This is a genomic window from Brevibacillus sp. BD137 (assembly GCF_041644655.1).
Classification (GTDB): domain Bacteria; phylum Bacillota; class Bacilli; order Brevibacillales; family Brevibacillaceae; genus Brevibacillus; species Brevibacillus brevis_D.
Map to the genome: position 1 here is coordinate 473,581 of NZ_JAOTNO010000004.1, position 26,565 is coordinate 500,145.

The 26,565-nt window shown below is 48.7% G+C and carries 22 protein-coding genes and 1 pseudogene; 12 read left to right on the forward strand and 11 right to left on the reverse strand.

Annotated elements, in window-relative coordinates; all coding sequences use genetic code 11:
• Positions 1–19 precede the first annotated feature (19 nt).
• The 7 genes from ODZ53_RS12225 to nikC all read right to left on the reverse strand — a co-directional run bounded on the left by ODZ53_RS12225 (position 20) and on the right by nikC (position 6,804).
• Positions 20–1,348, reverse strand: a complete 1,329-nt coding sequence (locus tag ODZ53_RS12225) for a sodium:solute symporter family transporter (RefSeq protein ID WP_199929206.1) — start codon at positions 1,346–1,348, stop codon at positions 20–22.
• Positions 1,345–2,049 carry a response regulator transcription factor gene (locus ODZ53_RS12230; protein WP_012685281.1) on the reverse strand — a complete coding sequence of 235 codons (705 nt, stop codon included), beginning with the start codon at positions 2,047–2,049 and terminating at the stop codon, positions 1,345–1,347. The genes ODZ53_RS12225 and ODZ53_RS12230 overlap by 4 nt, the downstream gene beginning before the upstream one ends.
• Before the next feature lie 4 nt (positions 2,050–2,053).
• Positions 2,054–2,842 (reverse strand): sensor histidine kinase, encoded by a 789-nt coding sequence (locus ODZ53_RS12235; RefSeq protein ID WP_372677314.1) that lies wholly within the window; start codon positions 2,840–2,842, stop codon positions 2,054–2,056.
• A 95-nt stretch (positions 2,843–2,937) separates the two neighbouring features.
• Entirely contained in the window at positions 2,938–3,933 is a 996-nt protein-coding gene (locus ODZ53_RS12240; protein ID WP_372677316.1) for an ABC transporter ATP-binding protein, read from the reverse strand.
• Positions 3,934–3,935: 2 nt separating this feature from the next.
• Positions 3,936–4,958 carry an ABC transporter ATP-binding protein gene (locus ODZ53_RS12245; RefSeq protein ID WP_372677318.1) on the reverse strand — a complete coding sequence of 341 codons (1,023 nt, stop codon included), beginning with the start codon at positions 4,956–4,958 and terminating at the stop codon, positions 3,936–3,938.
• Positions 4,959–4,970: 12 nt separating this feature from the next.
• Entirely contained in the window at positions 4,971–5,891 is a 921-nt protein-coding gene (nikB, locus tag ODZ53_RS12250; RefSeq protein ID WP_012685285.1) for a nickel ABC transporter permease, read from the reverse strand.
• Positions 5,892–5,904: 13 nt separating this feature from the next.
• Positions 5,905–6,804 carry a nickel transporter permease gene (gene nikC, locus ODZ53_RS12255; RefSeq protein ID WP_372677320.1) on the reverse strand — a complete coding sequence of 300 codons (900 nt, stop codon included), beginning with the start codon at positions 6,802–6,804 and terminating at the stop codon, positions 5,905–5,907.
• 180 nt (positions 6,805–6,984) lie between these two features.
• Between nikC and ODZ53_RS12260 the strand changes: the two genes are divergently transcribed.
• The 7 genes from ODZ53_RS12260 to ODZ53_RS12290 all read left to right on the forward strand — a co-directional run bounded on the left by ODZ53_RS12260 (position 6,985) and on the right by ODZ53_RS12290 (position 16,517).
• Positions 6,985–8,220, forward strand: a complete 1,236-nt coding sequence (locus tag ODZ53_RS12260; protein WP_372677322.1) for an amidohydrolase — start codon at positions 6,985–6,987, stop codon at positions 8,218–8,220.
• A gap of 16 nt (positions 8,221–8,236) precedes the next feature.
• Positions 8,237–9,460, forward strand: coding sequence for an amidohydrolase (locus ODZ53_RS12265; protein ID WP_372677324.1), 1,224 nt, complete (start codon positions 8,237–8,239; stop codon positions 9,458–9,460).
• A gap of 34 nt (positions 9,461–9,494) precedes the next feature.
• On the forward strand, positions 9,495–10,712 hold the full coding sequence (locus ODZ53_RS12270; RefSeq protein WP_372677326.1) for an amidohydrolase family protein: 1,218 nt from the start codon (positions 9,495–9,497) through the stop codon (positions 10,710–10,712).
• 190 nt (positions 10,713–10,902) lie between these two features.
• A complete protein-coding gene (locus ODZ53_RS12275) occupies positions 10,903–11,577 on the forward strand; it encodes an ABC transporter ATP-binding protein (RefSeq protein ID WP_372677328.1) in 675 nt (224 codons plus the stop codon).
• Positions 11,537–12,718, forward strand: coding sequence for an efflux RND transporter periplasmic adaptor subunit (locus ODZ53_RS12280; protein ID WP_372677330.1), 1,182 nt, complete (start codon positions 11,537–11,539; stop codon positions 12,716–12,718). The genes ODZ53_RS12275 and ODZ53_RS12280 overlap by 41 nt, the downstream gene beginning before the upstream one ends.
• Before the next feature lie 18 nt (positions 12,719–12,736).
• Positions 12,737–15,619 carry an ABC transporter permease gene (locus tag ODZ53_RS12285; RefSeq protein ID WP_372677424.1) on the forward strand — a complete coding sequence of 961 codons (2,883 nt, stop codon included), beginning with the start codon at positions 12,737–12,739 and terminating at the stop codon, positions 15,617–15,619.
• A 4-nt stretch (positions 15,620–15,623) separates the two neighbouring features.
• Positions 15,624–16,517, forward strand: coding sequence for an ABC transporter ATP-binding protein (locus ODZ53_RS12290; RefSeq protein WP_372677332.1), 894 nt, complete (start codon positions 15,624–15,626; stop codon positions 16,515–16,517).
• Between the two features lie 328 nt (positions 16,518–16,845).
• Here the strand turns inward: ODZ53_RS12290 and ODZ53_RS12295 are convergent, their stop codons facing one another.
• Positions 16,846–17,733, reverse strand: coding sequence for a LysR family transcriptional regulator (locus ODZ53_RS12295; RefSeq protein ID WP_372677334.1), 888 nt, complete (start codon positions 17,731–17,733; stop codon positions 16,846–16,848).
• Between the two features lie 112 nt (positions 17,734–17,845).
• Here ODZ53_RS12295 and ODZ53_RS12300 point away from each other — a divergent pair, with 112 nt between their 5' ends.
• Positions 17,846–19,228, forward strand: a complete 1,383-nt coding sequence (locus ODZ53_RS12300; RefSeq protein ID WP_372677336.1) for an MFS transporter — start codon at positions 17,846–17,848, stop codon at positions 19,226–19,228.
• Between the two features lie 12 nt (positions 19,229–19,240).
• On the opposite strand, the pseudogene ODZ53_RS12305 reads toward ODZ53_RS12300, so the two are convergent.
• Positions 19,241–20,125, reverse strand: a pseudogene (locus ODZ53_RS12305) (LysR family transcriptional regulator).
• Between the two features lie 133 nt (positions 20,126–20,258).
• On the opposite strand from ODZ53_RS12305, the gene ODZ53_RS12310 reads away from it, so the two are divergent.
• Positions 20,259–21,461 carry an MFS transporter gene (locus ODZ53_RS12310; protein WP_372677338.1) on the forward strand — a complete coding sequence of 401 codons (1,203 nt, stop codon included), beginning with the start codon at positions 20,259–20,261 and terminating at the stop codon, positions 21,459–21,461.
• A gap of 76 nt (positions 21,462–21,537) precedes the next feature.
• On the opposite strand, the gene ODZ53_RS12315 is transcribed toward ODZ53_RS12310, so the two are convergent.
• Together ODZ53_RS12315 and ODZ53_RS12320 are read right to left on the reverse strand one after the other, a co-directional pair.
• Positions 21,538–22,380: a DUF92 domain-containing protein gene (locus ODZ53_RS12315; protein ID WP_372677340.1), complete on the reverse strand. Its 843-nt coding sequence runs from the start codon at positions 22,378–22,380 to the stop codon at positions 21,538–21,540.
• Positions 22,381–22,446: 66 nt separating this feature from the next.
• Positions 22,447–23,022, reverse strand: a complete 576-nt coding sequence (locus ODZ53_RS12320) for a LysE family transporter (protein ID WP_372677342.1) — start codon at positions 23,020–23,022, stop codon at positions 22,447–22,449.
• Positions 23,023–23,176: 154 nt separating this feature from the next.
• Between ODZ53_RS12320 and ODZ53_RS12325 the strand changes: the two genes are divergently transcribed.
• The 3 genes from ODZ53_RS12325 to ODZ53_RS12335 all read left to right on the forward strand — a co-directional run bounded on the left by ODZ53_RS12325 (position 23,177) and on the right by ODZ53_RS12335 (position 26,442).
• Complete coding sequence (locus tag ODZ53_RS12325) at positions 23,177–24,070, forward strand: LysR family transcriptional regulator (protein WP_372677344.1); 894 nt, start codon at positions 23,177–23,179, stop codon at positions 24,068–24,070.
• A gap of 51 nt (positions 24,071–24,121) precedes the next feature.
• Positions 24,122–24,496 carry a nuclear transport factor 2 family protein gene (locus ODZ53_RS12330; RefSeq protein ID WP_372677346.1) on the forward strand — a complete coding sequence of 125 codons (375 nt, stop codon included), beginning with the start codon at positions 24,122–24,124 and terminating at the stop codon, positions 24,494–24,496.
• A gap of 446 nt (positions 24,497–24,942) precedes the next feature.
• On the forward strand, positions 24,943–26,442 hold the full coding sequence (locus tag ODZ53_RS12335) for an Ig-like domain-containing protein (RefSeq protein WP_372677348.1): 1,500 nt from the start codon (positions 24,943–24,945) through the stop codon (positions 26,440–26,442).
• The last annotated feature ends 123 nt before the right edge of the window (positions 26,443–26,565 follow it).

The window sequence follows — 26,565 nt, forward strand, 5'->3', positions numbered from 1 at the left end:
ATTCGTTCCTTCCTGTGGGTCAGCGAGTGTGATCCGGCGTTCGGATGTACCGTTTCCATAGCCAGGTCATGCACAAGTAGGCGGTTAAGACCAGAGCTGTACATAAGGAGGCAATCCAGATTGCCATCATCGGATCGACGTACATCCGGCTGCTATAGCCTGCGACGAATCCCATTACTGCGCTGATCAAAATGAAAGTAGGTGCTTTGCCCTTCGTCAACACGATGACGACGACAGGCAAAAACAGCGAGGCGTACATAATGCCAAAGAAGAACAGCAAATCCAGCAAGGTCGGCTGGAAGTAGATCGTCAAACCATACGAAAGCGCACCGATGGCAATGGCAAGGATGTAGCCCAAACGGATTTTTTGCCGTTCCGAAGCGTTTGGGCGGAACAGCTGATAGACGTTGTTGACCATCAGACTGATCATGGAATGAAGACCCGCACCGAAAGCGGACATGATCGCACCAAAGGCACAGAGGACAAATAATACAAGTAAAATCATCGTGTCAATCTTGCGTACGAGATCAAACAGCAGCGAGTAAATATCATCAAAGCCGCCCGTAAAAAGGACGATGATGATCAGCGAGGAAAACGCCAGTGGTACGGTAGCAAAAATGAGTCCAGACACCAGAAAGGTAGGGACGATCTTTTTCTCTTCCATCATATAGAGCCGCTGCCACGATGCCTGATCGACAAACACTTGTCCAAAACCAATCAACAGCCCGGTAATGATAAAAAAAAGACCCTCGTTGTTGTTGAGCACCAGAAGGTAAGGATGGTAAAGGCGCAGTCCGTTATAGACGTGCTCGACACCTTTTCCGACGAAAAAGTAGACGGGAATCAGGATGACGGCCGCAAACGTAATGACAATTTGCACGATGGCAAAACGATGGATCGAGCGGATTCCCCCGATGCCTGCAAACAGCACACAAAATACGAAAAAGCAGAGCAAGCCGAGCGGGATCGGGAAGCCAAACAAGATGTTCAGCAATACGCCCCCAGCCATTCCCTGAACGAACATCGCTTCAATCGTCGTAATCAAAAGGATGATGATCATCAGCCAGTAACCAAACGGGTGTAGCTTGTCCCGCATGTAATCCCCGATGGTCATCCCTTCTGATAACTCACGCCGGACCTTTCGCCCAAGTAGTCCAAACATACTGAGGGCAAATGCTCCCATCAAAGCGAAGCCGATCCCGCCAAATATCCCGTATTTGACGAGTGCTTCCGGTGAACCGAAGATCGTGTTTCCGGTCACCCAGCGGGCGAGGATCGAGACGACCCCAAGCCCGATGCCGATCTTTGCTGCACCGACCACATATTCGCGAAAAGATAAGTAGGTCAAGATGCATTCCCCTTGTCCCGGTATTCTTTCGGGGTTTTCCCCACTACCTTGCGAAAAATGGTGCTGAAATAGTGTTGGCTGTTGAAGCCAGTCCGCTCTGCAACCGTCGATATGCTCCAATCAGGATGAGCGATCAGGAACTTCTTCGACATTTGAATGCGGTACTGCATTAAATACTCAGAGAATGAGACGCCTACTTCTTCATGAAAACGGCGGCTCAAATACGTCGGATTGATATGGACCTCTGCGGCCAGATCAGCTAAATTCAGCTTCTCCGCGAATTTTTGATGAATGATGTTCATCGCATCAGAAATAATTCGGGTGTAAGCAGAGAGGGCAGGGCTCTTCTGATATTTTTTCAGAATGTCGACCAGCTCGCTCTCAATGACGGGCTTCGTGATGTAATCCACGACACCGAGGCGGATCGATTGCTTGGCATAATGAAAATCTTGATAAGCCGTTACAATGATGAGCTCGATGTCTTTGTGCTGGGCTCTCAGCTCTTCGCCAAGCACCAGCCCGGATTTCCCCGGAAGATTAATGTCCAGAAAGGCAAGATGAAGAGGAACCTTCTGGCTGATCGCCATGGCCCTGCTGCCATCTGCGGCCTTGTAGAATTTCCACAAGGGGAACATGGGCTGAATCAAATACTCGAGTTGGTCCAGCTCCAACGGTTCGTCATCCACGAGTAGTACGTTCATCTTCTCACCTCAGATCGATTTGTTCATACGTGCAGGGCCACCTGACAGACACAAGAGTTCCTCCTTCAGCTATCGGAGCAAGCTCCAGATGTGCATGATCACCAAAACAAAGGTGGAGCCGCCTGCGGATGTTGTCCAACCCATGACCGCTCTCCTCATGTGGCTGTTCAGATTCGATCTCACTTTCATTCTGGAATGCTGTGAGTCCGGAAGAACCGTTGTCGATGACCGTAAGCAGGACATCGTCATCTTTTCGGCTTATGCGGATGTCTAAGATAGCTTCGCCCATTTTTCGTTCCAATCCATGCTTAAATGCGTTTTCCACTATCGTCTGCAAGACGAATGGCGGAATGGATGCTTGCAAGAGATCATCTGCACAATCGAGCTGAATTCGGAGCCGATCACCGAAACGCAGCTTTTGAATCTCCAAATATTGCTCCGTGTACGTAATCTCCCGCGCCAATGAAATCAACGGCTCTGTGGATTTGTATTTGAATTTGAGAAACTGGGAGAGGACTTCGAGCGCTCTCACCAGTTCCTTCGTTCGGTTCAATCGCGCCAGACTCAGAATGACATTTAGCGTATTAAACAAGAAGTGAGGCTGGATTTGTTGATTCAATTGATTGTAGAGCGCTTGCTGCAGCTCTTTTTCCAGCTCGATCTTCAGATTCTTGTTTTCTAACAGATCAATCCGCTTCTCGAAAATGAACAGAAACAATAAAGCAATAGCTCCTATGATAGGAGCCAAAATAAACAGCAGAATGAGTAATGTGAAACCTTCGAAGCTTATCATGAGATCCCTTCTGTATGGAGAGATTTTGCAGTTACCATCATATCATGCTGCTTCTTGATCTCTTGCGTTTTTAGAAAATTTTAATCTCTCTATGATTAGACTTGGACGATGTGGCACGCTACTTGGTGCGTGTCGTGCAGGCTCGTCAGTCCAGGTACTTCTGTTTTGCAGCGATCAATCGCATACGGGCAACGCGTATGGAAGCGGCAGCCCTGCGGAGGATTGATCGGAGAAGGTACATCTCCGCGCAGAATGATTCGCTCCTGCTTCTTATTGATGTCCGGCACCGGGATCGCAGACAAAAGTGCCTGTGTGTAAGGATGCTGCGGGTTGTCGAACAGCGACTTTTTATCCGCGATCTCTACCACTTTACCGAGGTACATCACCATGACGCGATCCGAGATGTGACGAACGACGCCGAGGTCATGGGAGATGAACAAATAGGTCAGCTTGAATTGCTTCTGCAACGATTTCAGGAGATTCAGCACTTGAGCCTGAATGGATACGTCGAGTGCCGATACGGCTTCGTCACAAATGATCAGCTTCGGCTGCATTGCGAGGGCACGGGCAATCCCGATCCGTTGGCGTTGACCACCACTGAACTCATGCGGGAAACGGTCAATTTGATCCGGGCGCAAGCCTACATAGCCGAGCAGCTCGATTATGCGCTCGCGGCGTTGATGCGCCGGTACAATATTTTGGATCGCCAACGCTTCCCCGAGAATAGCGGATACAGATTGGCGCGGGTTGAGCGAAGCAAACGGGTCCTGGAAAATGACCTGCAAATGCTTGCGCATGTCGCGCATTTGCTTCTTGGACATCGCCAGCAGATCCTGTCCCTCGAATAGTACCGTTCCGCTCGTCGGTTCGTCCAAACGGAGGATGGCACGACCGGTAGTGGATTTACCACAACCGGATTCGCCTACAATACTCAGTGTTTCTCCTTCATGGATCGTGAAGCTGATGTCATCCACGGCTTTTACGTGGTTGACGGTACGACCCAATAAGCCGCCTTTGATCGGGAAGTGCTGCTTGAGATTTTTTACTTCCAGCAATGGTTTTTTCGTTGGATTCGCTTGTGTCGTCATCATGGTCATACCCCCACTTCCGTAGCAGTCTTGGTGTCGCCGTCCCACTCAGACGTATACATCCAGCAGCGTACTTTGCTTCCGTCTGCATACTCCGAGAGTTCAGGAAGCTTTGTATGGCACAGCTCTGTTGCATGCGGGCAACGTGGAGCGAATCGGCATCCAACTGGCATATTGAACGGACTTGGTACATTTCCTTTAATTGCTTGCAGCTCTTCCACGTCCTCATCCAGACGGGGGAGGGAGTTCATCAGCCCTACTGTATAAGGATGGCGTGGATTTGCGAACAGGTTTTGTGCAGTCGTGTACTCTACGACTTTTCCTGCGTACATGACCGCGACCCGATCGCATGTTTCTGCAACAACGCCAAGATCGTGGGTAATCATGATAATGCTCATGCCCATTTCGACTTGCAGCTTTTTCATCAGCTCGAGAATCTGAGCCTGAATGGTAACGTCCAAAGCTGTCGTCGGTTCATCCGCGATCAAAATTTCCGGGCGGCAGGCGAGAGCCATCGCGATCATGACACGCTGGCGCATACCCCCAGACAATTCATGCGGCTCTTGCGTCGCGCGCTTTTCCGGGGAAGGAATACCGACTAGACGCAGCATGTCTACTGCTTTGTCCCAAGCCTCCTTCCGTCCCATGTTTTGGTGCAGGCGCAATACCTCTGCGATTTGCTCCCCAACCGAATAAACCGGATTAAGCGAGGTCATTGGCTCTTGGAAAATCATCGAAATCTCGTTGCCACGGATCGCACGCATATCTACTTCTGATTTTTTCGTCAGGTCTTGCCCTTTGAAAAGGATTTCTCCTCCTACAATTTTTCCCGGAGGACTGGCAATCAAACGCAGGATCGAGAGGGAAGTGATACTTTTTCCACAGCCCGATTCTCCTACCAGCCCGAGTGTCTCTCCTCTATTTAGAGAGAAATCAACGCCGTCCACTGCTTTACTGACGCCATCTTCTGTGAAAAAATGCGTTTGCAGATTGCGAACGTCCAGGATGATATCTTGTTGTTCCGCCATGGTGATCCCTCCTTAGTTCAGATCAATTCGTTTATTGAAGTAGCGATACAATACATCGACGAGCAGGTTCACAAACACGAAGATAATGGAAGCGATCAGTACGCCGCCTTGCACGACAGGTAAATCACGCATGCGAATCGCATCGACGATCAGACGACCCAAGCCGTTGATGGCAAAGACAGATTCTACGAGAACCGTACCGCCCAAAAGGAAACCGAACTGCAAGCCAACGACGGTAATAATCGGGATCAAGGCGTTTTTCAAAGCATGCTTGTAGATGATGACTGTTTCACGCAAGCCTTTTGCTTTTGCTGTGCGGATGTAGTCCTGACGTACGACGTCGAGCATACTGGAGCGGGTCATACGAGCAACGATAGCAGCTCCGGCGGTACCGAGTGTGATCGCTGGCAAAACCATGTGCTTCCAGGTGCCCCAGCCTGCGACCGGGAAGAGTTGCAGCTTGACGGAGAACGTGTAGATCAAGCTCAAACCGAGCCAAAAGCTTGGCAAGGATACACCGAGCAAGGCAATAACCATGATCGTAATATCAGCAGCAGAGTATTGCTTGGTAGCAGAGATGATCCCTGCGATCATTCCGAGGACAACCGTTACAAAAATACTGGCAACGGCGAGCTCAATAGTAGCAGGCAAGCGTGCCATGATCTCATCCCACACGGGGAGGTTGGAGCGAAGTGATGTCCCAAGATCGCCTTGGAACACGTTGACGACATATTGTGCGTATTGAACCATAATCGGCTGATCCAAGCCGAGCTGTGTACGCATTTTCGCAATCGTTTCTGCAGAAGCGCCTTCACCAGCAAGCAATACTGCCGGGTCGCCAGGAACCATTTGCATGATCAAAAAGACGACCAGAACGACACCGAGCAGGACGGGAATCATTTGCAGCAGGCGACGAGTAATGTAAACAAACATGTAGCATTCCCTCCTATTGTTTCATTCGTGGATCGAGAGCGTCCCTGAGGCCGTCCCCAAAGATGTTGAAGCCGAGAACAAGAGTTGCAATAGCGAAACCAGGGAACATGGCCAGATGCGGAGCGGTAAACAAGAAGTCGCGTCCGTTACTGAGCATGGCGCCCCACTCCGGCAGAGGAGGCTGTGCTCCCAGTCCGAGGAACGAAAGGCCAGCGGCGGAAAGAATCGCGGTAGCAAGGCGCATCGTTGCCTGTACGATAATAGGAGACAAAATGTTTGGAAAAATGTGTCGAAAGATAATCGTGAAGTCATTGGCACCGAGTGAGCGGATCGCATCGATGTACTCCAGTTTTTTCACCGTCAAAGTAGAGCCGCGGACGATCCGTGCAAATACAGGAATCGAGAAGATACCAACGGCGATCATAACGTTAAACAGACTCGGCCCTAAGGCACTGACAATGGCTAGAGAAAGCAGGATTCCCGGGAAGGCGAGGAGGACATCGATGATACGGGAGATGATCGTATCTACCCAGCCGCCGTAGTAACCGGATAATAAGCCGAGAATAATTCCGAAAAATGCACCAATAAAGACGGCGACAAATCCGACGGACATCGAGAGCTGTGTTCCGTATAAAAGACGGCTCAGTACATCCCGACCTTTGTCATCGGTACCCATCCAGTGTTCAGAAGATGGTGGTTTCAACTTGTTAACCAAGTCAATCTCATATGGATCGTGGGGAGCGATAAAAGGTGCCAGCAGGGCAATCGCGATGTAAAAAATCACGATACAGCCGCCTACCATGGCGAGTTTGTTTTTTCGTAGTTTCCTGTAAAAAGTCCGCCATCTGCTAGGGCGTGTAACCGCTGCTTTCGGCGGAAGAGCTTGATTGGTTGGTGCGATCTTAACCTTCATGGTGTAACCCCTCCTTTGCTTACGTCAAAGTTATCAGAAAAATGTACGAAGTAAAGGCAATTTGAACAAGTCGTAAAAATAGTGAAAATAGACGTAAAGATTGTGCAAATCAAGTCTTTCGGCTTCCTAGATAATGGGGGAGAAAGGAATGGAGAGAGACAAAGAGAGGGTGGATAATGGATGGGCGTTACCTATTGGTTGACCAATGTTCGTTTGGAGACGGGCTACCGTCGGGAAAACGGTGTCGTCACGGGGACAGAGGCATCCTTGTTTCACATTTTGGTTAAAGACGGAAAATTCACGCGTATTGTATCAGCGACAGAGAAGCTTACAGACGGTATTTTGCAAAAGGATGCAAAAGGCTTATTGGCACTCCCATCTTTTGTAGAGAAGCATGTTCATTTGGACAAGACGCTTCAGGGAGAGCCATGGCGGGCTGTCATTCCTGTATCTAATATCATTGAACGCTGCGAAATTGAAAAGCGTACACTGCCGGGATTGCCGTCAACGACACAAGAGCGTGCGGAGAATCTGTTGGAGATCCTCTTGTCCTATGGCTCGACACACGTGCGTACACATGTGGACATTTACCCGGAAGTGGGCATCTCCAATTTGGAATCAGTAAAAGCAGCATTAGCATCCTACGCGGATCGAGTCACCTACGAGATCGTGGCATTCCCGCAGCATGGCTTGTTGCGTACAGATGCAAAAGCACTCTTGCGTGAGGCGTTGCGCCAAGGTGCGACTCATGTCGGGGGTGTAGACCCAGCTAATGTAGATGGCGATATAGAAGAATCCTTGCATCAAATGATGGAGCTGGCGGTAGAAGCAAACGCAGGTGTGGACTTGCATTTGCATGACCCAGGCCATTTGGGGACCTACACGATGAAGCGATTGGCAGCTATGACCGTAGACACTGGCTGGCAAGGCCGCGTGGCAGTCAGCCATGCGTTTGCGCTCGGAGACATCTCCGTGCAAGAAGCTGAAGAGATGGCGACGATCCTGCGGGAAGCAGGCATTACGATTATCACCAGCGTGCCATTTAGTCGCGTGATCCCACCTGTTCAGCTACTGCACCACAATGGTGTAGACGTTGCGGTCGGCTGCGACAACATTTTTGACACATGGCAGCCTTACGGAAATGGCGATGTACTGGAGCGCCTCTGGCGACTGGCAGAACGCAATCGTTGGCTGGACGAGCTGTCTTTGTCTCAATCGCTGCGTTTTATCACAGGGGGCAAAACGACGCTGGATGCCAATGGAACACAGCTGTGGCCTGTACAAGGGGAAGACGCGAGCCTGATCCTCGTGGATGCGACCTGCTCGGCAGAAGCGATCGCACGCCGTGCAGATCGACACGCTGTATTCTTCAAAGGCAACCTCGCTTCTGGTCAAGTGGAAGAAGTGAACGTTTAAGAGGGGGGAAAAGCCGGTGAAATCTTCTCCTTATTGGATCGTCAACGCTCGATTGGAAATCGGGTATGACTGGGAAGAAGGCGTGATCAGTGGAACGCGGACAGAGCTGTGCGATTTGCTCATTGAGCATGGAAAAATCACACGCATTGTCCCTTCTAGTGAAATTTTGGAGGATGGGCTGCCTAAAAAGGACGCGAAGGGCTTACTGATTTTGCCGTCTATGGCCGAGAAGCACATTCATCTAGAAAAAACGTATTACGGCGGCCCATGGAAGGCAACAACTCCCGTAAAAAACTTGTTCGAACGCCATGCTGAGGACAGAGGGCTGTTGCCGATGTATCTCAAGCAGGCACAGACAGGAGCAGAAAATATTCTCTCGCTGCTGGTGGAAACAGGGGTTACGCATGTAAGAACGCATTGTCATGTGGACCCACAGGTTGGGCTAGGGTTTTTGGAAGGAATGAAAAGTGCGTTTGAGACTTATGCAGACCGCGTCTCCCACGAAATCGTTGCTTTCCCGCATTATGGCATGCTGCGGACACAAGCACGCGACACGGTACGTGAGGCACTGCGTCAAGGCGCCACTCATGTAGGCGGCGTCGATCCGGGTGGAGTAGATGGCGACATCGAACGTTCCCTGCAAACGATGCTAGAGGTGGCTGTAGAAGCGGATGCCGACATTGACATGCATTTGCATGATCCAGGGCATCTCGGAGTATTTACGATGAAGCGTCTTGCTGCTCTGACGGAAGAGGCAGGTTGGCAGGGACGTGTCACGATTAGTCACGCGATGGGATTGGGCGATGTTTCGCAGGAAGAAGCCAGAGAGATGGCGCAACGCCTAGCCTCGCTTGGCATCTCCATCGCATCGACCGTTCCGATCAATCGCCCGACTATTCCGATTCCGTTGCTGCATCAAGAAGGCGTAGCCGTCATGCTCGGCAACGATAGCCTGACAGACAACTGGACCCCCTTTGGCAGTGGAGACCTGTTGGAAAAAGCAGGACGATTGGCTGAACGCTTCCGCTTGACGGATGAAAGATCGTTAGGCGTAGCACTCGGCTTTGTGACAGAGGGGCGGATCACTCTCGATGAAACCGGGAATCGCCTGTGGCCATTGGTTGGCGATGAGGCGAGCCTGATGGCGGTCGAAGCGACATGTTCAGCAGAAGCAGTTGCGAGACGTGCGAAGCGCAAGGTCGTTCTTTTCCAAGGCAACCGGGTTACAGGTGAGTGGTAGTACTACTTTTAAATAGAAAGGATGTCATGGATAGATGTCTACAGCCTATTGGATTACCAACGTCCGCTTGGAGAGCGGATACCGCAAAGAAAATGACAAGGTGGTTGCTACAGATACTGAAGTGGCGCATCTATTAATCGAAGACGGACGAATTGCACAGATTGTGAGTGGCGCAGCTCCACAAACCGAGCTGCCAACGAAGGATGCCAGCGGTCTATTGGCATTGCCGTCATTCAGGGATATGCACATCCACATCGATAAAACGTACTATGGTGGCCCTTGGAAAGCCGTGACGCCAGTAAAAAGCATCCTGGGTCGACTGGAAGAAGAGAGCCAGCTCATGCCGAAGCTGTTGCCAACAGCACAAGAGCGCGCAGAAAAAATGCTGGAATTGCTGCTGTCCGCAGGCTCCACCCATATTCGCTCCCATTGTAATATCGATCCGTACATCGGACTCAAAAACCTGGAAGCGACCATGGCTGCACTGGAGACATTTAGCGGTAGATTGCAGTGCGAGGTCGTTGCCTTCCCGCAGCAAGGTCTTTTGCGAAGCAACCAAGTGGAAAACATCCGCCAAGCCTTGAAGATGGGCGCGACCTACGTTGGTGGTGTAGACCCGGCGACAGTGGATCAAAACATCGAGAAATCGCTCGCAACCATTTTTGAGCTGGCAGTCGAAGCGAATGCACCTATCGACGTTCACTTGCATGATCCAGATCATCTCGGGGTGTTTACATTCAAACGTCTGGCCAAAATGACCGAAGAAGCAGGGTGGCAAGGTCGCGTTACCATCAGCCATGCCAACTCCCTTGCTGACATCAGCCTGGAAGAAGCAGGGGAAGTAGCAGAAATGCTAGCTGGCTTGGGCATTTCGATCACTTCCACTGTACCAGTGAACAGAGGAACAATTCCAATCCCATTGCTGCATGAGAAAGGCGTGTCTGTTTCCCTCGGAGACGACAGTATTACCGATCACTGGTCGCCATTTGGTCAAGGCGACAGCTTGGAAAAAGCAGGCCGCTTGGCTGAGCGCTTCCGCATGCAGGATGAGCGTTCCCTGTCCCAAGCACTGGGCTTCATTACAGGCGGGAAGACGCCGTTGGATAAAGAGGGCAACCGCCTGTGGCCGAATGTTGGCGACGAAGCGGATATCGTATTCGTTCATGCATCCTCGGCAGCAGAAGCAGTTGCACGCCGTGCGAAGCGCCAAGCAGTCATGTTCCGAGGGAATGTCGTTTCTGGGGCTTTGTAATATCGAAAAGGAAATAAGAAAAAGGCAGAACCACAGGGTTTTGCCTTTTTTCTTTTTGTAAGTGGTTATAGTGGTCAGTTGTTTATTTTTGTTTATCTTAATTTATTCCAGTTTTATTAAATAATAGTTTCTAATTGAGTTACTATAAATAAATATTGTATTTTTCAGATATTTATTCGGGGGTGTCATTTTGTCGTTCATTGCAGAGACAAAAAACGTAGAGCGCACGTTTGGTAGAGGGGCAGCTGCCATTAGAGCGCTTGCGGGTGTAAAAATGCGCGTAGAATCAGGAAAATTGCTCGTACTAAAAGGCAGATCAGGATCAGGAAAAACGACTCTATTAAACCTTTTGGGTGGACTCGATCGTCCGACGGTAGGAAGTGTGTACTTTCAGGGGCGAGAAATCGGCCAGCTATCGGATTATGAGCGAACGAGGATCAGGCAAAAGAACATGGGCTTTATCTTCCAGTCGTTTGGCTTGCTTCCGCTGATGTCAGCCGCTGAAAACGTCGAGTTTGGGCTCCGCCTGTCAGGTGCGCCTGCTGCCGAATGGAGGGAGCGTGTTCGCGAATCGCTCGATTTCGTTGGGCTGTCCAAACGGGCGCATCATCGGCCGTTTGAGATGTCCGGTGGAGAACAGCAACGCTGTGCGATTGCAAGGGCTGTTGCGAACAGACCGACACTACTATTGGCAGATGAGCCGACAGCTGAGCTGGATAGTAAAACGGGTCTGCAAATTAGCCGTTTGTTTCGCCAATTGGTCGATGAAGGTGCGATGAGCATTGTCATGACGACACATGATCCTGGTGTAATGGAGGTGGCGGATGATGTCTATGAATTGGAGGACGGTCGTATCAAGGAATAGCAAAATAAAATGGGCGTACTTGAGCGTTTTCCTCTTGTTGACGGGCTGTTCCCTATTCCCTAAGGAGGAGGAGGTTCTGGCTCCGCCATTAGTAGAGCCGTCGCCTATCAAATATGAAGTAGCAGAAGTTTTACAAGGGCCAATCGTAAAAAGTGTGAAAGGAAACGCTTCCTTCACGACCGTGAAAACGGCGGAGCTCTCTTTCCCAGAGACGAAGGGACTGCGGCTGAAGTCGTTCTCTGTCCAAGGGGGCGATAAGGTGAAAAAAGGACAGGTACTTGCTGAATTGGATGCGGCTGAAATGGAGAGGGAGATCGAGTCGGCCAAGTATGAAGTGGAGAAGGCAAAACTGGAGCTGCTTGAAGCCCAGCAGGATAATCACTACGAAGTCGAATCCGCGAAGCTGGACGTTTTGAAGGCAGAGATGAACGCCAAGGTAAACGAGACCAAGCTAGCCAAGATCGAATTGGAAAAGGTTAAGCTAGACTTGGCGAAATTACAGGATCCCAAGAAGCAGCAGTACGTGGTGGAGCGTGCCCGACTAAACGTGAAGCAAAAAGAGATGGACCTGAAGAACCTGCAACAGCGTTGGAACGAGACCAAACTGACCGCGCCCTTTGACGGCATCGTGCTGTTTACAAGCAACGGGCAGGTGGGAGATGAGGTGGAAGCGCATCAAAAGTTGGTAACGATAGGCGACCCGAACAAGCTGTTCGTCATGTATATCGCGCCCGAGAAAGAGGCGCTGCAAGATGTTAGAGAAGGGATGAAAGTGATTCTCACCGGAAAAGACGGCGAAAAAGGCGAGGGGACAGTTGTTCAGACGCCCCTGCATGTCCCTTCCAATTTACCAGAGGATTTGACGAAGCTGTATCAGAGAAGTCTACTCATTACACCGAAAATCCCTCCAAAGGGCCTGGAGATCGGGACAGGAGTCAGTATGGAAGTGATTGTGGACAAGCAGGATCAGACGCTTTTTATACCGAGAAAGGCACTTCATGATTTATCGGGCAGGAAGTACGTCCGGGTGCTCGACGGGAATAGCAAGAAGGAAGTGGACGTGGAAACTGGGATCATGACCCAGACGGAGGTTGAGATTCGCAAGGGTCTTTCGGCAGGCCAACTGGTTATTTTGGAATAGGGGGACAATGTCGTGGCGATGCTGCAAATGATCCTGCGGAAAATGATGAATAACCGCTGGCTGGTCGGCAGTCTGTTGATCGGGCTGGTCGTCGCTGTCGGATTGGTATCGAGTATACCGGCGTTTACGTCAGGGGTACTTCAACGTATGTTGATCAAGGATATGGAGGAATACCAGAAGAATGTGAAGCGCTTCCCTGGTGGCTTACTGATCTCGGTCAATCAAAACAAACTGGGGGAGAATGGGGCGGTTCTTGTAGACGAAATGACCGCTCATTTGCAAAACGAAGTAATCGCTCAACTGAATGTCCCGGTGTATGCAGAAGTGACAGTTTTGCGGACCATTCCGTTTAATGCCATTCAGGAAAACATACAGGAGAAGAGCCCACTCAGTTCCGACAGCTCGCGGATCTATTCGCTGAGTGGACTTGCGCAGCATATGACGCTCGTTGACGGTCGCTTGCCTGCTGCAACCCCCGTTGATGGCGTGTACGAGGCGCTGGTAACGGAAAAAGCGCTAAAGGACCGCCGGATGGTGCTAGGTAGCTTGTATGAGTTGACCACGAGCCAGGTAGAAGGACTCAAGGTGCGAATCAAGCCGGTCGGTGTTTTCAAGGAAAAAGAGGGGAACGATCCTTATTGGTTTGCTTCGATGAGTGAATATTCCAGTGGCTTCGTATTGGATGAACGGCTTTTTCGGCGTGTGTTTTTGGAAGAGAAAAATCTGGTCATTTCAAGCCAAATGTATACGGCCCTTCACTACCAATCCTTTCGGATCAGCGATACAGAGAAGCTGAATTCATTGGTGACTGGAATTGAAGGGAAGCTGCAACAGCATGGATTGAAAAAAGCGGAGATCAACGTTCAGTTTCCGGCGGCTAATCTCGTCGGCAAGTACAATGAGCAAGAGAAGCAATTCAAAACCATTCTCTGGTCGCTCTACATCCCCATTTTCATTATGCTGGGCATTTATCTCGTGATGATATCGGGATTAATTGTGGAAAGGCAACGAACGGAAATCGCTGTGCTGGGCAGCAGGGGAGCCAGCAGAATGCAGATTTTTTCTATTTATTTCATGGAGATCGCCATTTTGGGGTTATGCGCTTTTCTGATCGGTCCATTTGTGGGGATACAGCTTAGCAAGATACTTGGCATCTCGAATGGATTTCTCGAATTCGTCGATCGCAAAGGTTTGGATGTCACCATGAGTCGCGAAGTTTTCGTGTATGCTGCGTGGATGGTGCTTGCCTGTATCACACTCGTTTTGATTTCTGTATTTCTGGCAACCAAGCAAAATATCGTCACGCACAAGCAAAACATGGCGAGAATGAGTGGACATGCCATTTGGCACCGACTGTTTTTAGACGTATTGCTGCTTACGGTCTCGTGGTATGGATGGTATTCCTATCAAAACGCCGCTGAAACCGCAGCAAAAACGAGCGAAGGGGCTTCGGCCGTCTCGATCGATTTCCTTCTCTTTTTTGTGCCCGTTCTGTTCTCGCTCGGTTTTGGCCTGCTGCTTCTCCGATTGTACCCGTGGCTCCTGCGTCTGATGTTTTGGGCAGGACGTTCCTTCTTCCCGCTTTCTCTGCATACGACGCTGGTTCAGGTAGGGAGAGCTCCACGGCAGTATCATTTTCTCATGCTATTTGTGACGATTACGGTCGCAGTAGGAATGTTCAGTGCAAGCATGGCACGGACGATCAATCAAAATGCAGAGGAGAGAATCCGTTACCAAATCGGCGCGGATATTCGTTTGAAGGCCGAGTGGCAGAGCGACAAACCGGAAGTAACGGTCTATCGGGGAGGATTGAATGCGGAAGAAGGTGAGGGGGCAGAAGTGGTACAAGCGCCCGTAGCTCCTCCGGTTCAGTATGTAGAGCCGGATTTCGAAATGTACAGTCGGCTGCCTGAGGTTGAGCATGCAACAAAAGTCTTTGTGAACGGCTTGGCGGAGGCTTCTTTTCAGGGCGATCCTGTGAAGGACATCACCTTGATGGGGATCGACCCCAAAGGGTTTGCAAAGACCGCTTGGATGAAGTCTGACTTGTTGCCGCATCACTTCCACGATTATTTGAATTTGATAGCAAAAGAACCACGTGCCCTCTTGCTGTCTCGCAGCCTCGCTGACAAACTGCACGTGGTGGAGGGACAAACCATTCTGCTCGGTTGGGGGGATTCGCGCAGGGTTGAAATGATTGTGTATGCCATCGTAGATTACTGGCCGGGCTGGAACCCTACTCCTGTAAAAAGCACATACGGAAACAGCGTGGAAGAACAGTATTTGGCAGTCGCCAACTTACCGTTCGTGCAAGACAAGATTCGCATGGAGCCGTATGAGGTTTGGATCAAAATGAAAGAGGGATCGTCTTCTGAATCGCTTTACAAGGGTCTGTCACAAGAGGGAGTCAAGCTCGCCTTGCTGAATAATGCCAAACAGCAAGTCATCCAGATGAAAAACAACGCATTTTATTTGGGGCTGAACGGATCGCTGACGCTTGGGTTCCTGCTTTCCATGCTGGTCACCTTTATCGGCTACGTGTTGTACTGGGTGCTTACACTTGGAGCCAGAAAATTGCAATACGGCGTGTTCCGCGCGATGGGAATGCCCTTCAGACAGCTTCTTGCCATACTCGCGTGGGAGCAGCTCTTGACGTTTGGCGTCGCTTTTGCGATGGGAATGACAGCTGGCAAACTGGCAAATAGCCTGTTTTTGCCTGCACTCAGTCTCTATTTGCATGCCGATAAGCAAGTTCCTCCCTTTACCGTCATTTCGATGCCGCAAGATGAGCAAATCATTTATACGTTCATTGCTGTGACACTGGTTATCGGAATCGGGGTCGTCGGTATTCTGCTGTCACGGATGCAGATCCATCAAGCCGTAAAGCTGGGGGAGGACTAATCAAATGATCGTATGCGAAAATTTGGTGAAAATCTACAAGGCAAATGATCTGGAAGTGGTGGCGCTGCAAGGGTTGGATTTGCGGGTAGAGACCGGAGAGCTGATGGGAATCATCGGGAATAGCGGCAGCGGAAAATCAACGCTTCTGAACATGCTGGGAGGGCTAGACCGTCCCTCGGCAGGAAAGCTTTCCGTCGCGGGAGCTGATTTATTTCGATTGACGACTTCCGAATTGGTTCAGTACCGCTTGCAGACCGTAGGCTTTGTCTGGCAGAACAACGCCCGCAATCTGATCCCTTATCTATCTACTTTGCAAAATGTAGAGATGCCAATGCTTTTGCGGGGCAAGCGAAAAAGGGAGCGCGCCCACGAGTTGTTGGAACTGGTGGGGCTGGGCCACCGAAAAAAGAACAAGCTAAGCGAACTTTCCGGCGGGGAGCAACAGCGGGTAGCCATTGCAATCGCGTTGGCGAACGATCCCAAGCTGCTTTTGGCAGATGAACCGACTGGCAGTGTAGACACTCGAACGGCAGCTATCATTCTCGATTTGTTTCAAGAGCTGAACCGATCGTTTGGGCTAACCGTCGTCATCGTGACGCATGATTTGGAGCTGGCGCGAAAAGTGGATCGCGTCGTAGCCATTAGGGATGGGAAAACGTCCAGCGAGTTGTTGCGGCGAAAAGGAACGGAAGAAAACACTTCCGATTCGTTGGAAGAGTCAGCTAACACGGACACACATGAGGAATTGGCGGTGCTTGATCAGGTGGGGAGGCTGCAGATCCCAATGGAGTACCTCCAGGCGATTCAGGCGGACGGCAAGCTGCGAATCGAGCTGGAAGAAGATCGCATTATCCTAAGGGCTCCTGTAGCCAACAAAAAAACAGACACGCGATTGTGACGTGTCTGTTTTTTTGTTCATTTGCCTGCACCTAAAATGCATGGCACCAGCATAAAGGATCATCTCCCCCACAATGAGGGCAACAACCACCTGTATAGCGAAGTCGAATTTGATCTGAATGTAGCACACCATAGTCGGTAATCGGTTCGACACCCGGGATTGGTTCGTCTGGAATCTCGCGCACTTTCATGTCCGACCACTTTCCGCTCCAGGAACATTTCCTGCACGTTAATCTCTCTGCTGTAGGGTGCAACGCATTCTCGATGACGATCATACATTCTTGACTGTTGGTATTACAAGTAGGACAATCGTGAAATTTCATGATTCATCACCCCTCAAGTTTGCAAACATTTCCAAAATAATCGACAACAACCTCACGGAATTCTTGGGCAGCTCGCGAAATGTACCGACTCTTGTTCCATAATAATGCGATTTCCCGAACCAATTCGTGATTCTCGACTCTTAGATACGTGATTTGTTCACGAGAATCTCTTGCCGTGCTGGGGATGAAGGCTATGCCAATTTCTGCTTCCACCAGCTGAATCAACCGTGCAGGTTCATCTCCCTCATACACATAGGTAGGTACAAATCCAACCGACTTGCATATAGCGTCTACGAAATCGCGTGTACCGTACCCTTTTTTTACACCGACAAACGATTCATCCTTCAGCTCTGTCAAAGATACGATACTTCGGTCTGCTAGTCGATGTCCCCTTGGAACAGCTACGAGGATAGGGTCAATGAACACGATTTCACATTCAATGTCATCGTCTTGGATAGGAGGGGAGGACAAGCAAAAATCGACCTCTCCTCTATGAAGAAGCGTAACCATTTCCTGCGTGGTGAGCATTTGTACATGGAATTGGATATCGGGCCGCTTTTTCCGAAATTCGCGAAGGATATTGGGCAGCGTGCTTGCCGTAGTCACCGCTAATTCAAGCGTACCATGCTCCGGGTTGGACAAATCGTGAAGCTCCAGTTTCCCTTGTTCCAATTCAAACAAGGCTCTTTCCACCCTGCTGAGGAATTTGCTTCCGAACCCATTCAGACGCAGCTTTCTCCCTGTACGATCAAAGAGAGGGACTCCCAGATCCTCCTCTAATCGTTGAATCGTTTTGCTTAGAGACGATTGAGTCACGTGCAGACTTCGTGCAGCTTCGGTCACATGCTCCATACGAGCTACGGTAAGAAAGTATTGCAGTTGAAGAAGTTCCATGTAGCTCCTCCATTCATTCCTTTCAATCCATGAAATCATAACACGAAATGCGTTGGAGTAAATGTTTGATTTCCAGTACGATATCATCAAAACGCTTTAAGGAGGGCTGGAAATGGGGGCTCACAACAGGTGGTTGATGATTTCCGTTGGACTAGGGATATTGTTGAACCCATTAAATTCTTCGATGATTTCTGTTGCGATTGCAAGGCTGCAAAATGTGTACCGTCTTGATTTCACGGTTGTTTCGTGGATGATTTTCTCGTTCTACATTGCGAGTGCAATCGCTCAACCTGTCATGGGAAAGGCAAGTGATTTGTTCGGCCGCAAGAAGATATTTCTTACCGGGCTTGTCGTATCTTTCGTTGCTTCCTTATTGGCTCCATTATCACCAAGCTTCGGGTGGCTCATTGTATTCCGAATTGTGCAATCGATCGGAACAAGCATGATGGTTGCCGTTGGAATGGCGATTGTACGAATTCATATTACGGAGAAGCAAGCGACTGCGCTTTCCGTACTGTCCATATTCCTATCTGGAGCAGCAGCGATTGGACCTTTTATTGGCGGAGTATTGCTTCATTATTGGGATTGGTCTGCGATCTTTCTCATTAATCTTCCGTTCGTGGTGGCGAGCTTCCTCTTAGCCTGGAGGATGATTCCAAAGGATGAATTGACAGCATCTGTTGCACAAAACATGTCCTTTCGAAAATGGTTGGAGCTGATTGATGCAACAGGGATCGTGCTCTTCGCAGTCGGTCTGGTTGCACTGCTCGTTGGATTATTGTCAGCAAAATCATCGGGGCATGTCTCTTGGTGGCATATCATGGTTGGAGGGATCGGCCTCGTTGCATTGGGGGCTTTCGTACGACATGAGTTAAAAACAACTTCTCCGTTTATTCCTCTAAGGACATTCGCGAAGTACCCTGCGATGACGTGGGTCAATATCGAATTCATGCTCGTTAACGTCCTTTTTTATTCGCTTTTTTTCGGGCTTCCGTCCTACTTGCAAATGGTTCGTCATATCAGCGAGTTTCATACTGGAATGCTCATGCTCAGCTTAGGTTTATGCTCACTCATTGTGTCTCCACTAGCAGGACGATGGATTGATCACTCAGGACCTCGGCCAGCATTGTTAGCATCCGCCATACTGATGACATTTGGGTCATTGTGGCTCGTGATGTTCAACCAAGATGCACAGGTCGTCAGTGTTTGTGTGGCGTTAGCGACATTCGGCATTAGTAACGGGTTAAACAATGTCGGAATGCAAGCAGCCTTGTTCAAAAGCTCTCCAAAAGAAATCATTGGCGTCGCATCCGGATTATTTAATACATCGAGATACCTGGGAACCATTCTCTCCTCATTATTGATTAGCATTGTAATGGGAGATACGTTTAGCACCGAGGGTTTGCAAGTGCTTGGCATGATCCTCACGACAATCTCATTGTCTTTGGTACTCATGAGTTGGCGACGGCAATCAAGGCAAGCGGGGGAGTCGTAGATTCACCCATTCCTATTCAAAATCGCAGGCATGATCCATAACAAATTGTTGAAATTTTTCAGTGGCAGGTGATAAATATCTCCCTTCTACCCAAGCAATTCCAATTGTCCGTTGGCACTTCGGGCTTTTGACAGGGATTTGTGTAATCTTACTCTGGTCCGTTCCCTTTAAATTGGGCAAAAGGGAGATTCCCAATCCAGCAGCGACCAGCCCTGCAACGGTATCTGCTTCCTCTCCTTCAAATGTAATGGGAGGTGTAATTCCCGCTTCTTGAAACAATTGCTCGACAGTGATACGAAGGGAGTATCCTTCTTTTAAATGGATAAAGGATTCATCTGCAATCTCTTTCAAAGTAATGGAGGTACGATTTGCATATTTGTGGTCTTTGGGGACAATCACAAAAAGCTCTTCATCCCAAAGCGGCTTCCATACAAAGGGAGATTTCATATCCATAGGAGCAAGTAGACAAAGATCAAATTCTCCTCCTTGCAACTGATTCATAAGCGTATGGGAGGGACCTTGTCCGAGTCGAAAATGAATGTTTGGGTAGTGGGAGCGAAAAGAAGCAAGTAAATCAGGGATTCGACTCGTACTTAACGTGTGCAGAAATCCAAGAGACACCTCTCCCTAATCTGGATCAAGTAAATCCATGATTTCTTGTTTTCCTTCATGAAATTCCTTCATCATATTTTCGACTCGCTTTAAAAAGAGCTGACCATATTTATTGAGTCGAATCGAACGTCCCTGACGGTCAAATAGAGGCACGCCTATTTCATCCTCAAATCGGGCAATCGAACGACTGAGGGCAGGCTGGGAAATCGAAAGAGCTTCGGCAGCATGTGTCACGTGTTGGATTCTTGCCAGGGTTTGAAAATATTCGAACTGTTGCCATTCCATTCGAAAGCACCACTTTCCGTTCGGATTTTTCATTACATGAATGCATGAAAAACATGATTATAATGAATTATACATCATAAATAAATGGTGGTACCATGAAACCATAATCATCCTGAAATGATATGGTGATCACATGATACAACAAGGCACATCACTCTTCCGCAAGACAAGCTTTGCTTTTTTTGCCGCTGGTTTCAATACGTTTGCGATTCTTTACTGCGTACAGCCTTTGATGCCAGAATTTTCAAAGGAATTTGCGGTTAGTCCAACGACAGCAAGCCTTTCCCTCTCCATTACGACAATGGTTCTTGCTGTCAGTATGCTCATTTTTGGTTCGTTGTCTGAAGTATGGGGACGCAAGCCAATCATGATCGTTTCCATGCTCGCTTCGTCTGTGTTTTGTATTCTCACAGCATTCAGTTCGAATTTTCATGTTCTCTTGGTAATGCGAACGATTGAAGGTATTTCATTGGCGGGTTTACCCTCCATAGCAATGGCCTATCTTGGAGAAGAAATCGAATCCAAAAGTTTGGGAGCGGCTATGGGTCTCTATATATGCGGCAATTCAATTGGTGCTGTGTTTGGCAGGGTTTTCTCAGGCATGATGAGTGACTACTTCGGCTGGCAGATCGCAATAGGGGGAATTGGCCTCATCAGTTTGGCTGCCACACTGGTTTTTTGGAACACCTTACCGCCTTCACAAAATTTCGAAGCACGCCCATTCGTCATGCGAAAGTTAGGTCTGTCTTTAATGGACCATCTAAAGGCTCCAAGTCTTATTTGTTTATTTGTCATCGGCTTTATCCTTTTAGGGAGTAATGTAGCGTTGTTCAATTACATCGCTTATGTATTGCTCGAGAAGCCCTATTCACTGAGCCAATCACATATAAGCTGGACATTTTTCATTATGATCATCGGGATGTTCAGCTCCGTCTGGACAGGAAAATTAATAGATCGTCACGGTAAGCAAAGGCTGTTATTCACAAGCTTATTCCTTGCCTTGATTGGTGTCTGTTTGACGTGGGAAGCGAATCTTATGATGAAGATCGTAGGACTTGGATTTTTTACTTTTGGATTTTTTGGAGCGCATGCGGTTGCAAGCAGCTGGGTAGGACAGCTTGCTTTACAGAACAAAGCACAGGCCTCTTCTTTGTATTTATTTTTCTACTACACGGGTTCAAGTGTAGGAGGAACACTCGGAGGAATGTTTTGGTCCGCATACGGATGGGGAGGCGTCATCAGCATGAATGTCGGCTTTCTCCTTATTGGGATTATACTTTGGGCGTGTGTCTCAAAAATGGTACAGAACGCGAAGAAAGTGACGAAAATCGCCTAGACTTGTGCCTCAACATAAAGAAACGGAAAAACTCAGTATCGTTTGGTGATACGAAGTCTTTCCGTTTTTTTATAAGTCATAGGTCAAACAGCAAGCCGATTGCCAGCGCCAATAAGACGGCGAAAGCACCACCTGCAAGTGAGCCAGCGACATTGACGGCATCGTTGTTCCAACCAGCGCGACCGCGGATTCGCACGGCTGGCTTGCCGCAGTGACGGGCCTGCTCGATTTCACGACCGCAAACGCTGCAACGGTACATTTGTTGCCATGTTGCACCGATCCATGAATCGACCAGTGACCCTACCAGGCCCGCCAGTCCTGCTATGCCGATCCACGCTACCAGTCTAAGGGCAGGTGTGATCACATCCGGTGCGGGTTGACCGGCTACCGCAAGCAGTAACCAAGCTACACCGCCGATAAATAGTCCACCGACAAGCGAAGCACCCATGCCCAGACTAGAAACACCGCCAGAAGTACCAGGCGGAACACGCTGCCCCGTCTTGATCGATCGCGGAGGCTTCCGGCTTAAGCCGCCGATTTCTGTCGCCCATGTATCGGCTGTGACCGCCGCCATCACGCCGAGGAACGCGTACCACCATAGCGGATGCGGCCACGCCCAATTTGCCATACATACCAGCAACCCGAGCCCGCCGTTTGCGAGCACCTGGCCAGCATCGCGTCTCCCTGTTTTCTCATAACCGCTCTCGGCCTCTTCCTTTTTATGCTTTTTCCACTTGGATAATAAGGTGGACGAGACAAAAAAAGCGATGAGGGAGCCGAACCAGATAGGGCTTCCGAGTGCGTACATCACGGTGCCCAATATCACCGCCGCCAAAAAGCCGGAACCAGACAGCGACCGTTTTACATAAGCCGCCCCCGCAATCCCAGCGCTACAGGCCAGACCGATTAACCATGCCACAGCTTCCCGCCCCCTTTGCCTTGAACCATTATACCTCAACGTAGCAGGCAAGATGAGCGGTTTCCTCTAGAAAATGGTAATGACAGAATAGATGAGCAACAAACACATGACCATGTTGATTTGCTTATCGTATTTGGCGAAAACCTTTTGAAAGGCCGCCCCGCATATGGCCCACAATAATAACGCTGCGCACCCAATCAGTATGGTTATACACATGAAAAAAAGCATAGCTGCTTGTGAATCATGGTACGGAAGAATAAAGGTAGACATTGCCGTTAAAAAATACAAAATGCTCTTTACATTGAGGAGTTGAAAAAACAGCCCAGAGAAAAAAGATGACTCGCTATCGGTAGCAAGATGATTCTTCTTCTTTGAAAATACAATTTGCCATGCCAAATACAATAAATACGCGGCACCTACGACCTTAAAGTAAGGTTCTACTGTCGGAATCCACTGATACAGACTCGTTGTTAATAGAGAAGTGGCTACACCAAGAATAATAAACCCGGTCATAATTCCAAAAAAGAAGGGGATCGCACCTTTGATTCCATATCTTCTTGCTTCATTCATCACCAAAAGATTACTAGGGCCGGGGGTAATCGAAGTAATTAGGAGATAGGAAAGGAAGGCTGCAACATTCATAGAGGAAATCTCTCCTTTCAATCGTGAGCAGTTGAATACGTTCCATGATTGATTGTAATATAGGTCGTATCTATCGGTAAAAACGAAATAAATGAAGGAATCCATTGATTTTTATGATAGTAAAGATTGTTTTCGGGGGAAGGCGGGTAAGAGTATGGAAATACGCCATTTTGTCACATTCAAAAAAGTCGTGGAATCGGGAAGCTTCACTCAGGCAGCAGAGCAACTAGGTTACACGCAATCTACTGTGACTTCTCATATTCAAGCGCTCGAAGAACATATAGGGGCACCTCTGTTTGATCGTATGGGGCGAAAAGTAAAGCTGACGGATGTGGGGAAAAGGTTAATTGGGTATACCGAAGAAATACTAAATACGTATGGCAAGATTGAAAGCATAGCAAGTGACGCGGAGGACGTGCGAGGAGAGTTGAAAATAGCGGCTCCTGAGTCGATAACGGTCTATCGCTTGGAACCTATCTTGCGTGAATATCGGAAGAAATATCCCCAAGTGAGTATCCAGCTAAGCAATGCCTCCTGTGGAGATAATCAAAAAGCGCTACTGAATGGAAGTGCGGATGTCGCGTTTGTCATGCTACCAGAATTACGTGATCCGAATTTCATCGCTCATTCTTTAAAAGAAGAGCCTGTGGTTGTAGTGGGAGGTCCTGAAACTCCAATCAATGCGCTAGGTAAAAACGGCAGTGATCAAAAGCTTGGGGAGGTCTTTATTGCGAATGGGAAAGACTGTATTTATCGTGCGATGTTCGAAAAATACCTGGAAGAACACGGGCTTGCCTTTTCACAAATGATGGAACTGTGGAGCATCGAGGCAATCAAACGATGTGTAAGGAGCGGGCTTGGTATCACTTGTTTACCGTTAATGACGGTAAAAGAGGAAATTGATCAAGAAAAGGTAAAAATCATTCCCTGTGACAGTAGCTTTCCTGCTATTATCGCGCAAGTCGTTTATCACAAAAACAAGTGGATTTCTCCGGCGATGACGGAGTTTATTGCGATAACGTTACAACATGCAAAAAGTTGGGCATAGATAGATGTGTCGTACGAACGGGTGTGTTTATTAAAGAAAGGATGATTTGTTATGAGGACTACTCTCAAAGAGAATGCGGTGTCGTTTTTGCAACTGGTAGCGTCGGGGAATGTGCGAGAAGCATACCAAAGATACACGAGTCCGAATTTCCGCCACCATAATCCCTTTTTCCGTGGCGATGCTCATTCTCTCATGCTGGCAATGGAAGAGAACGCCGCAAAGAATCCACATAAGATTCTCGAAGTGAAACGTGCCATCGAAGAGGGGGATATCGTTGCCGTTCATTCTCATGTGAAGCAAAACCAAGAGGATCTTGGGGGAGCTGTGGTTCATATCTTCCGTTTCCATAACGACCAAATCGTTGAAATGTGGGATGTAGGCCAACCCATACCGGCTGATTCCCCCAATGAGAATGGAATGTTCTAAAGTCAGGATATGGTTATTAAGCTAACCGGCATCGTTAGTTGAATAACAGGCTGAAACAGTAGCGGTAGTCTTAGACTTAATTTTCAGGTCTTAAACCACTGCTTTTTTTATTATGGGCTGCGTCTTAAATATAGTTATGTTTGGCAACATGGTGGAATTATTTTTATGCAATGCTCCACTGACGATAGGCTGAACCGAAGAGAAAAGTGGGTACAATCCAGAGAATGCAGTTGGGAATTTATCCATTTCATCGAAATCCCGTTCGTATGCGTAATCCCCTCCAGTAGTCACAAAGTAGGAAGATTCAGGAAAAAGGCTGAATGAAGGCGTGCTTCCGTGTTATTGCCTAGGAATAAGGTTACTGTACAAGATTGCCATGCTCTTATATAAGTAGTAATAGGTTGGAAAAACATTTCCAATATCTCTAAAAATGGAGTGTGGAAAACATGAGAACAAGGGAAAAGAATCATTTCCGTTGCCGGCGGTTCTTGATCCGGATGTTTGCCTTCTCGTTGGCGGCATCGCTCTGTCTGATCGGACAAGCTTCCGCTGCCGATGATGAAATCCAACTGAAATGGGAACAGCGTTATACCAAAGAGGAGACGCGGGAATTGGTCCAAAAGGTCGTCCCGACGAAAGATGGCGGTGGGCTGGTCTGGGCAAACGGGACGAACAGTGCTTATCGCATACTCCCCCCTTTGCTGGTGAAAGCAGATGGAACGGGACGGGAAGAATGGTCAAAGCGTATGCCGGAAGAGTTCTTTATCGCCGACGTGGAGCAGGCGAAAGAAGGCGGATATCTAGTGATGGGAGTGCTGCGCTCGGAGCCGGATAAGTTGCAGCTGATCAAATTGAGTGAAACCGGAGATGAGGAGTGGACGAAAGCAATTGAGGTAGAAGGAGGGGCGATGATACCGGATAGATACTTCCTGTTGTACAGCGATTTCGCCGAAACATCCGACGGTGGTGTGGTCGCAGTTGGACATAAATACCTCGAAGAGAGCGGACAGAGCCTGTACAATATCGTGAAGATTGCAGCATCAGGTGAAATCGAATGGGATAAGCCGTTGAGCAACTCGGCTCATCGGATTTATGTTACCAAAAGCGGGGAAATGTTTGTCCAAGGCAGTGTGTTCTCCGGTGATGCTCATCTGTATGTGGCAAAGCTGTCCAAAGAAGCGGACAAGCTTTGGGAACATACCTACGAACAGAAAGGTTCGATCACAATCAAATCAGTCCTCCCTGCGACCGATGGAGGGCTTCTCGTCACCGGATACACCAACCGCTTCAACTCTGACCCGAGTTTCGATGACATCGTTGCGTGGCATATCGATGCGGAGGGGAAAGTTGTTTGGCAGAAGCTTTACGATACCGAAGTGGGAAACGGAGAAGTGTCGGACGGAGAAAGAGGCTTATCGTTGTCCGAGACAGCGGATGATGGCTATATGCTGATCGGGATGACGGATTCGATAAACGCTGACCCTTCCAAATGGAATTTCAAGAAGTTGGATCAATCTGGCGACCTTTTGTGGGAGAGAACGATCTCGTTCCCGCAAATACGCGTTGCTAATGCGGTTCCCCAGGGAAATGACCAGTATTTGTTACTGGGGGAATATTGGGAAAAAAGCACAACAATGGCAGACAAGCGAGACATCTATCTGATCAAATACGGCAAAACAAAAACCATCGTCTCCCTTGAGCCGCAAATGCAAATACACAAACTGAAACTGGATAAAGGCGATACGGAAGAACTTAAGGTTACGGCCGTTTATGATGACGATACCAAAGAAGCTCTGACGAACGGGATTCGATGGACCTCTTCCAACGAAGCAGTGGCCGTGGTTGACGAGAATGGACGAGTTACGGCCAAAGAGAAGGGAAAAGTGCAAATCATCGCAACCTTTCAAGGAAAAAAAGCAGTATTCCCGGTTCAGGTAAAAGGGTAGATACTCAAATTGCGTCAATGGATAACGTACGTAACCTCCTGTCAAAGAGATAGGAGGTTCTTCTCGTTAAGGAGGGGACAGGAAGTTATTACTAACTGTCCCAATTGTTCATTGAAAATAAAG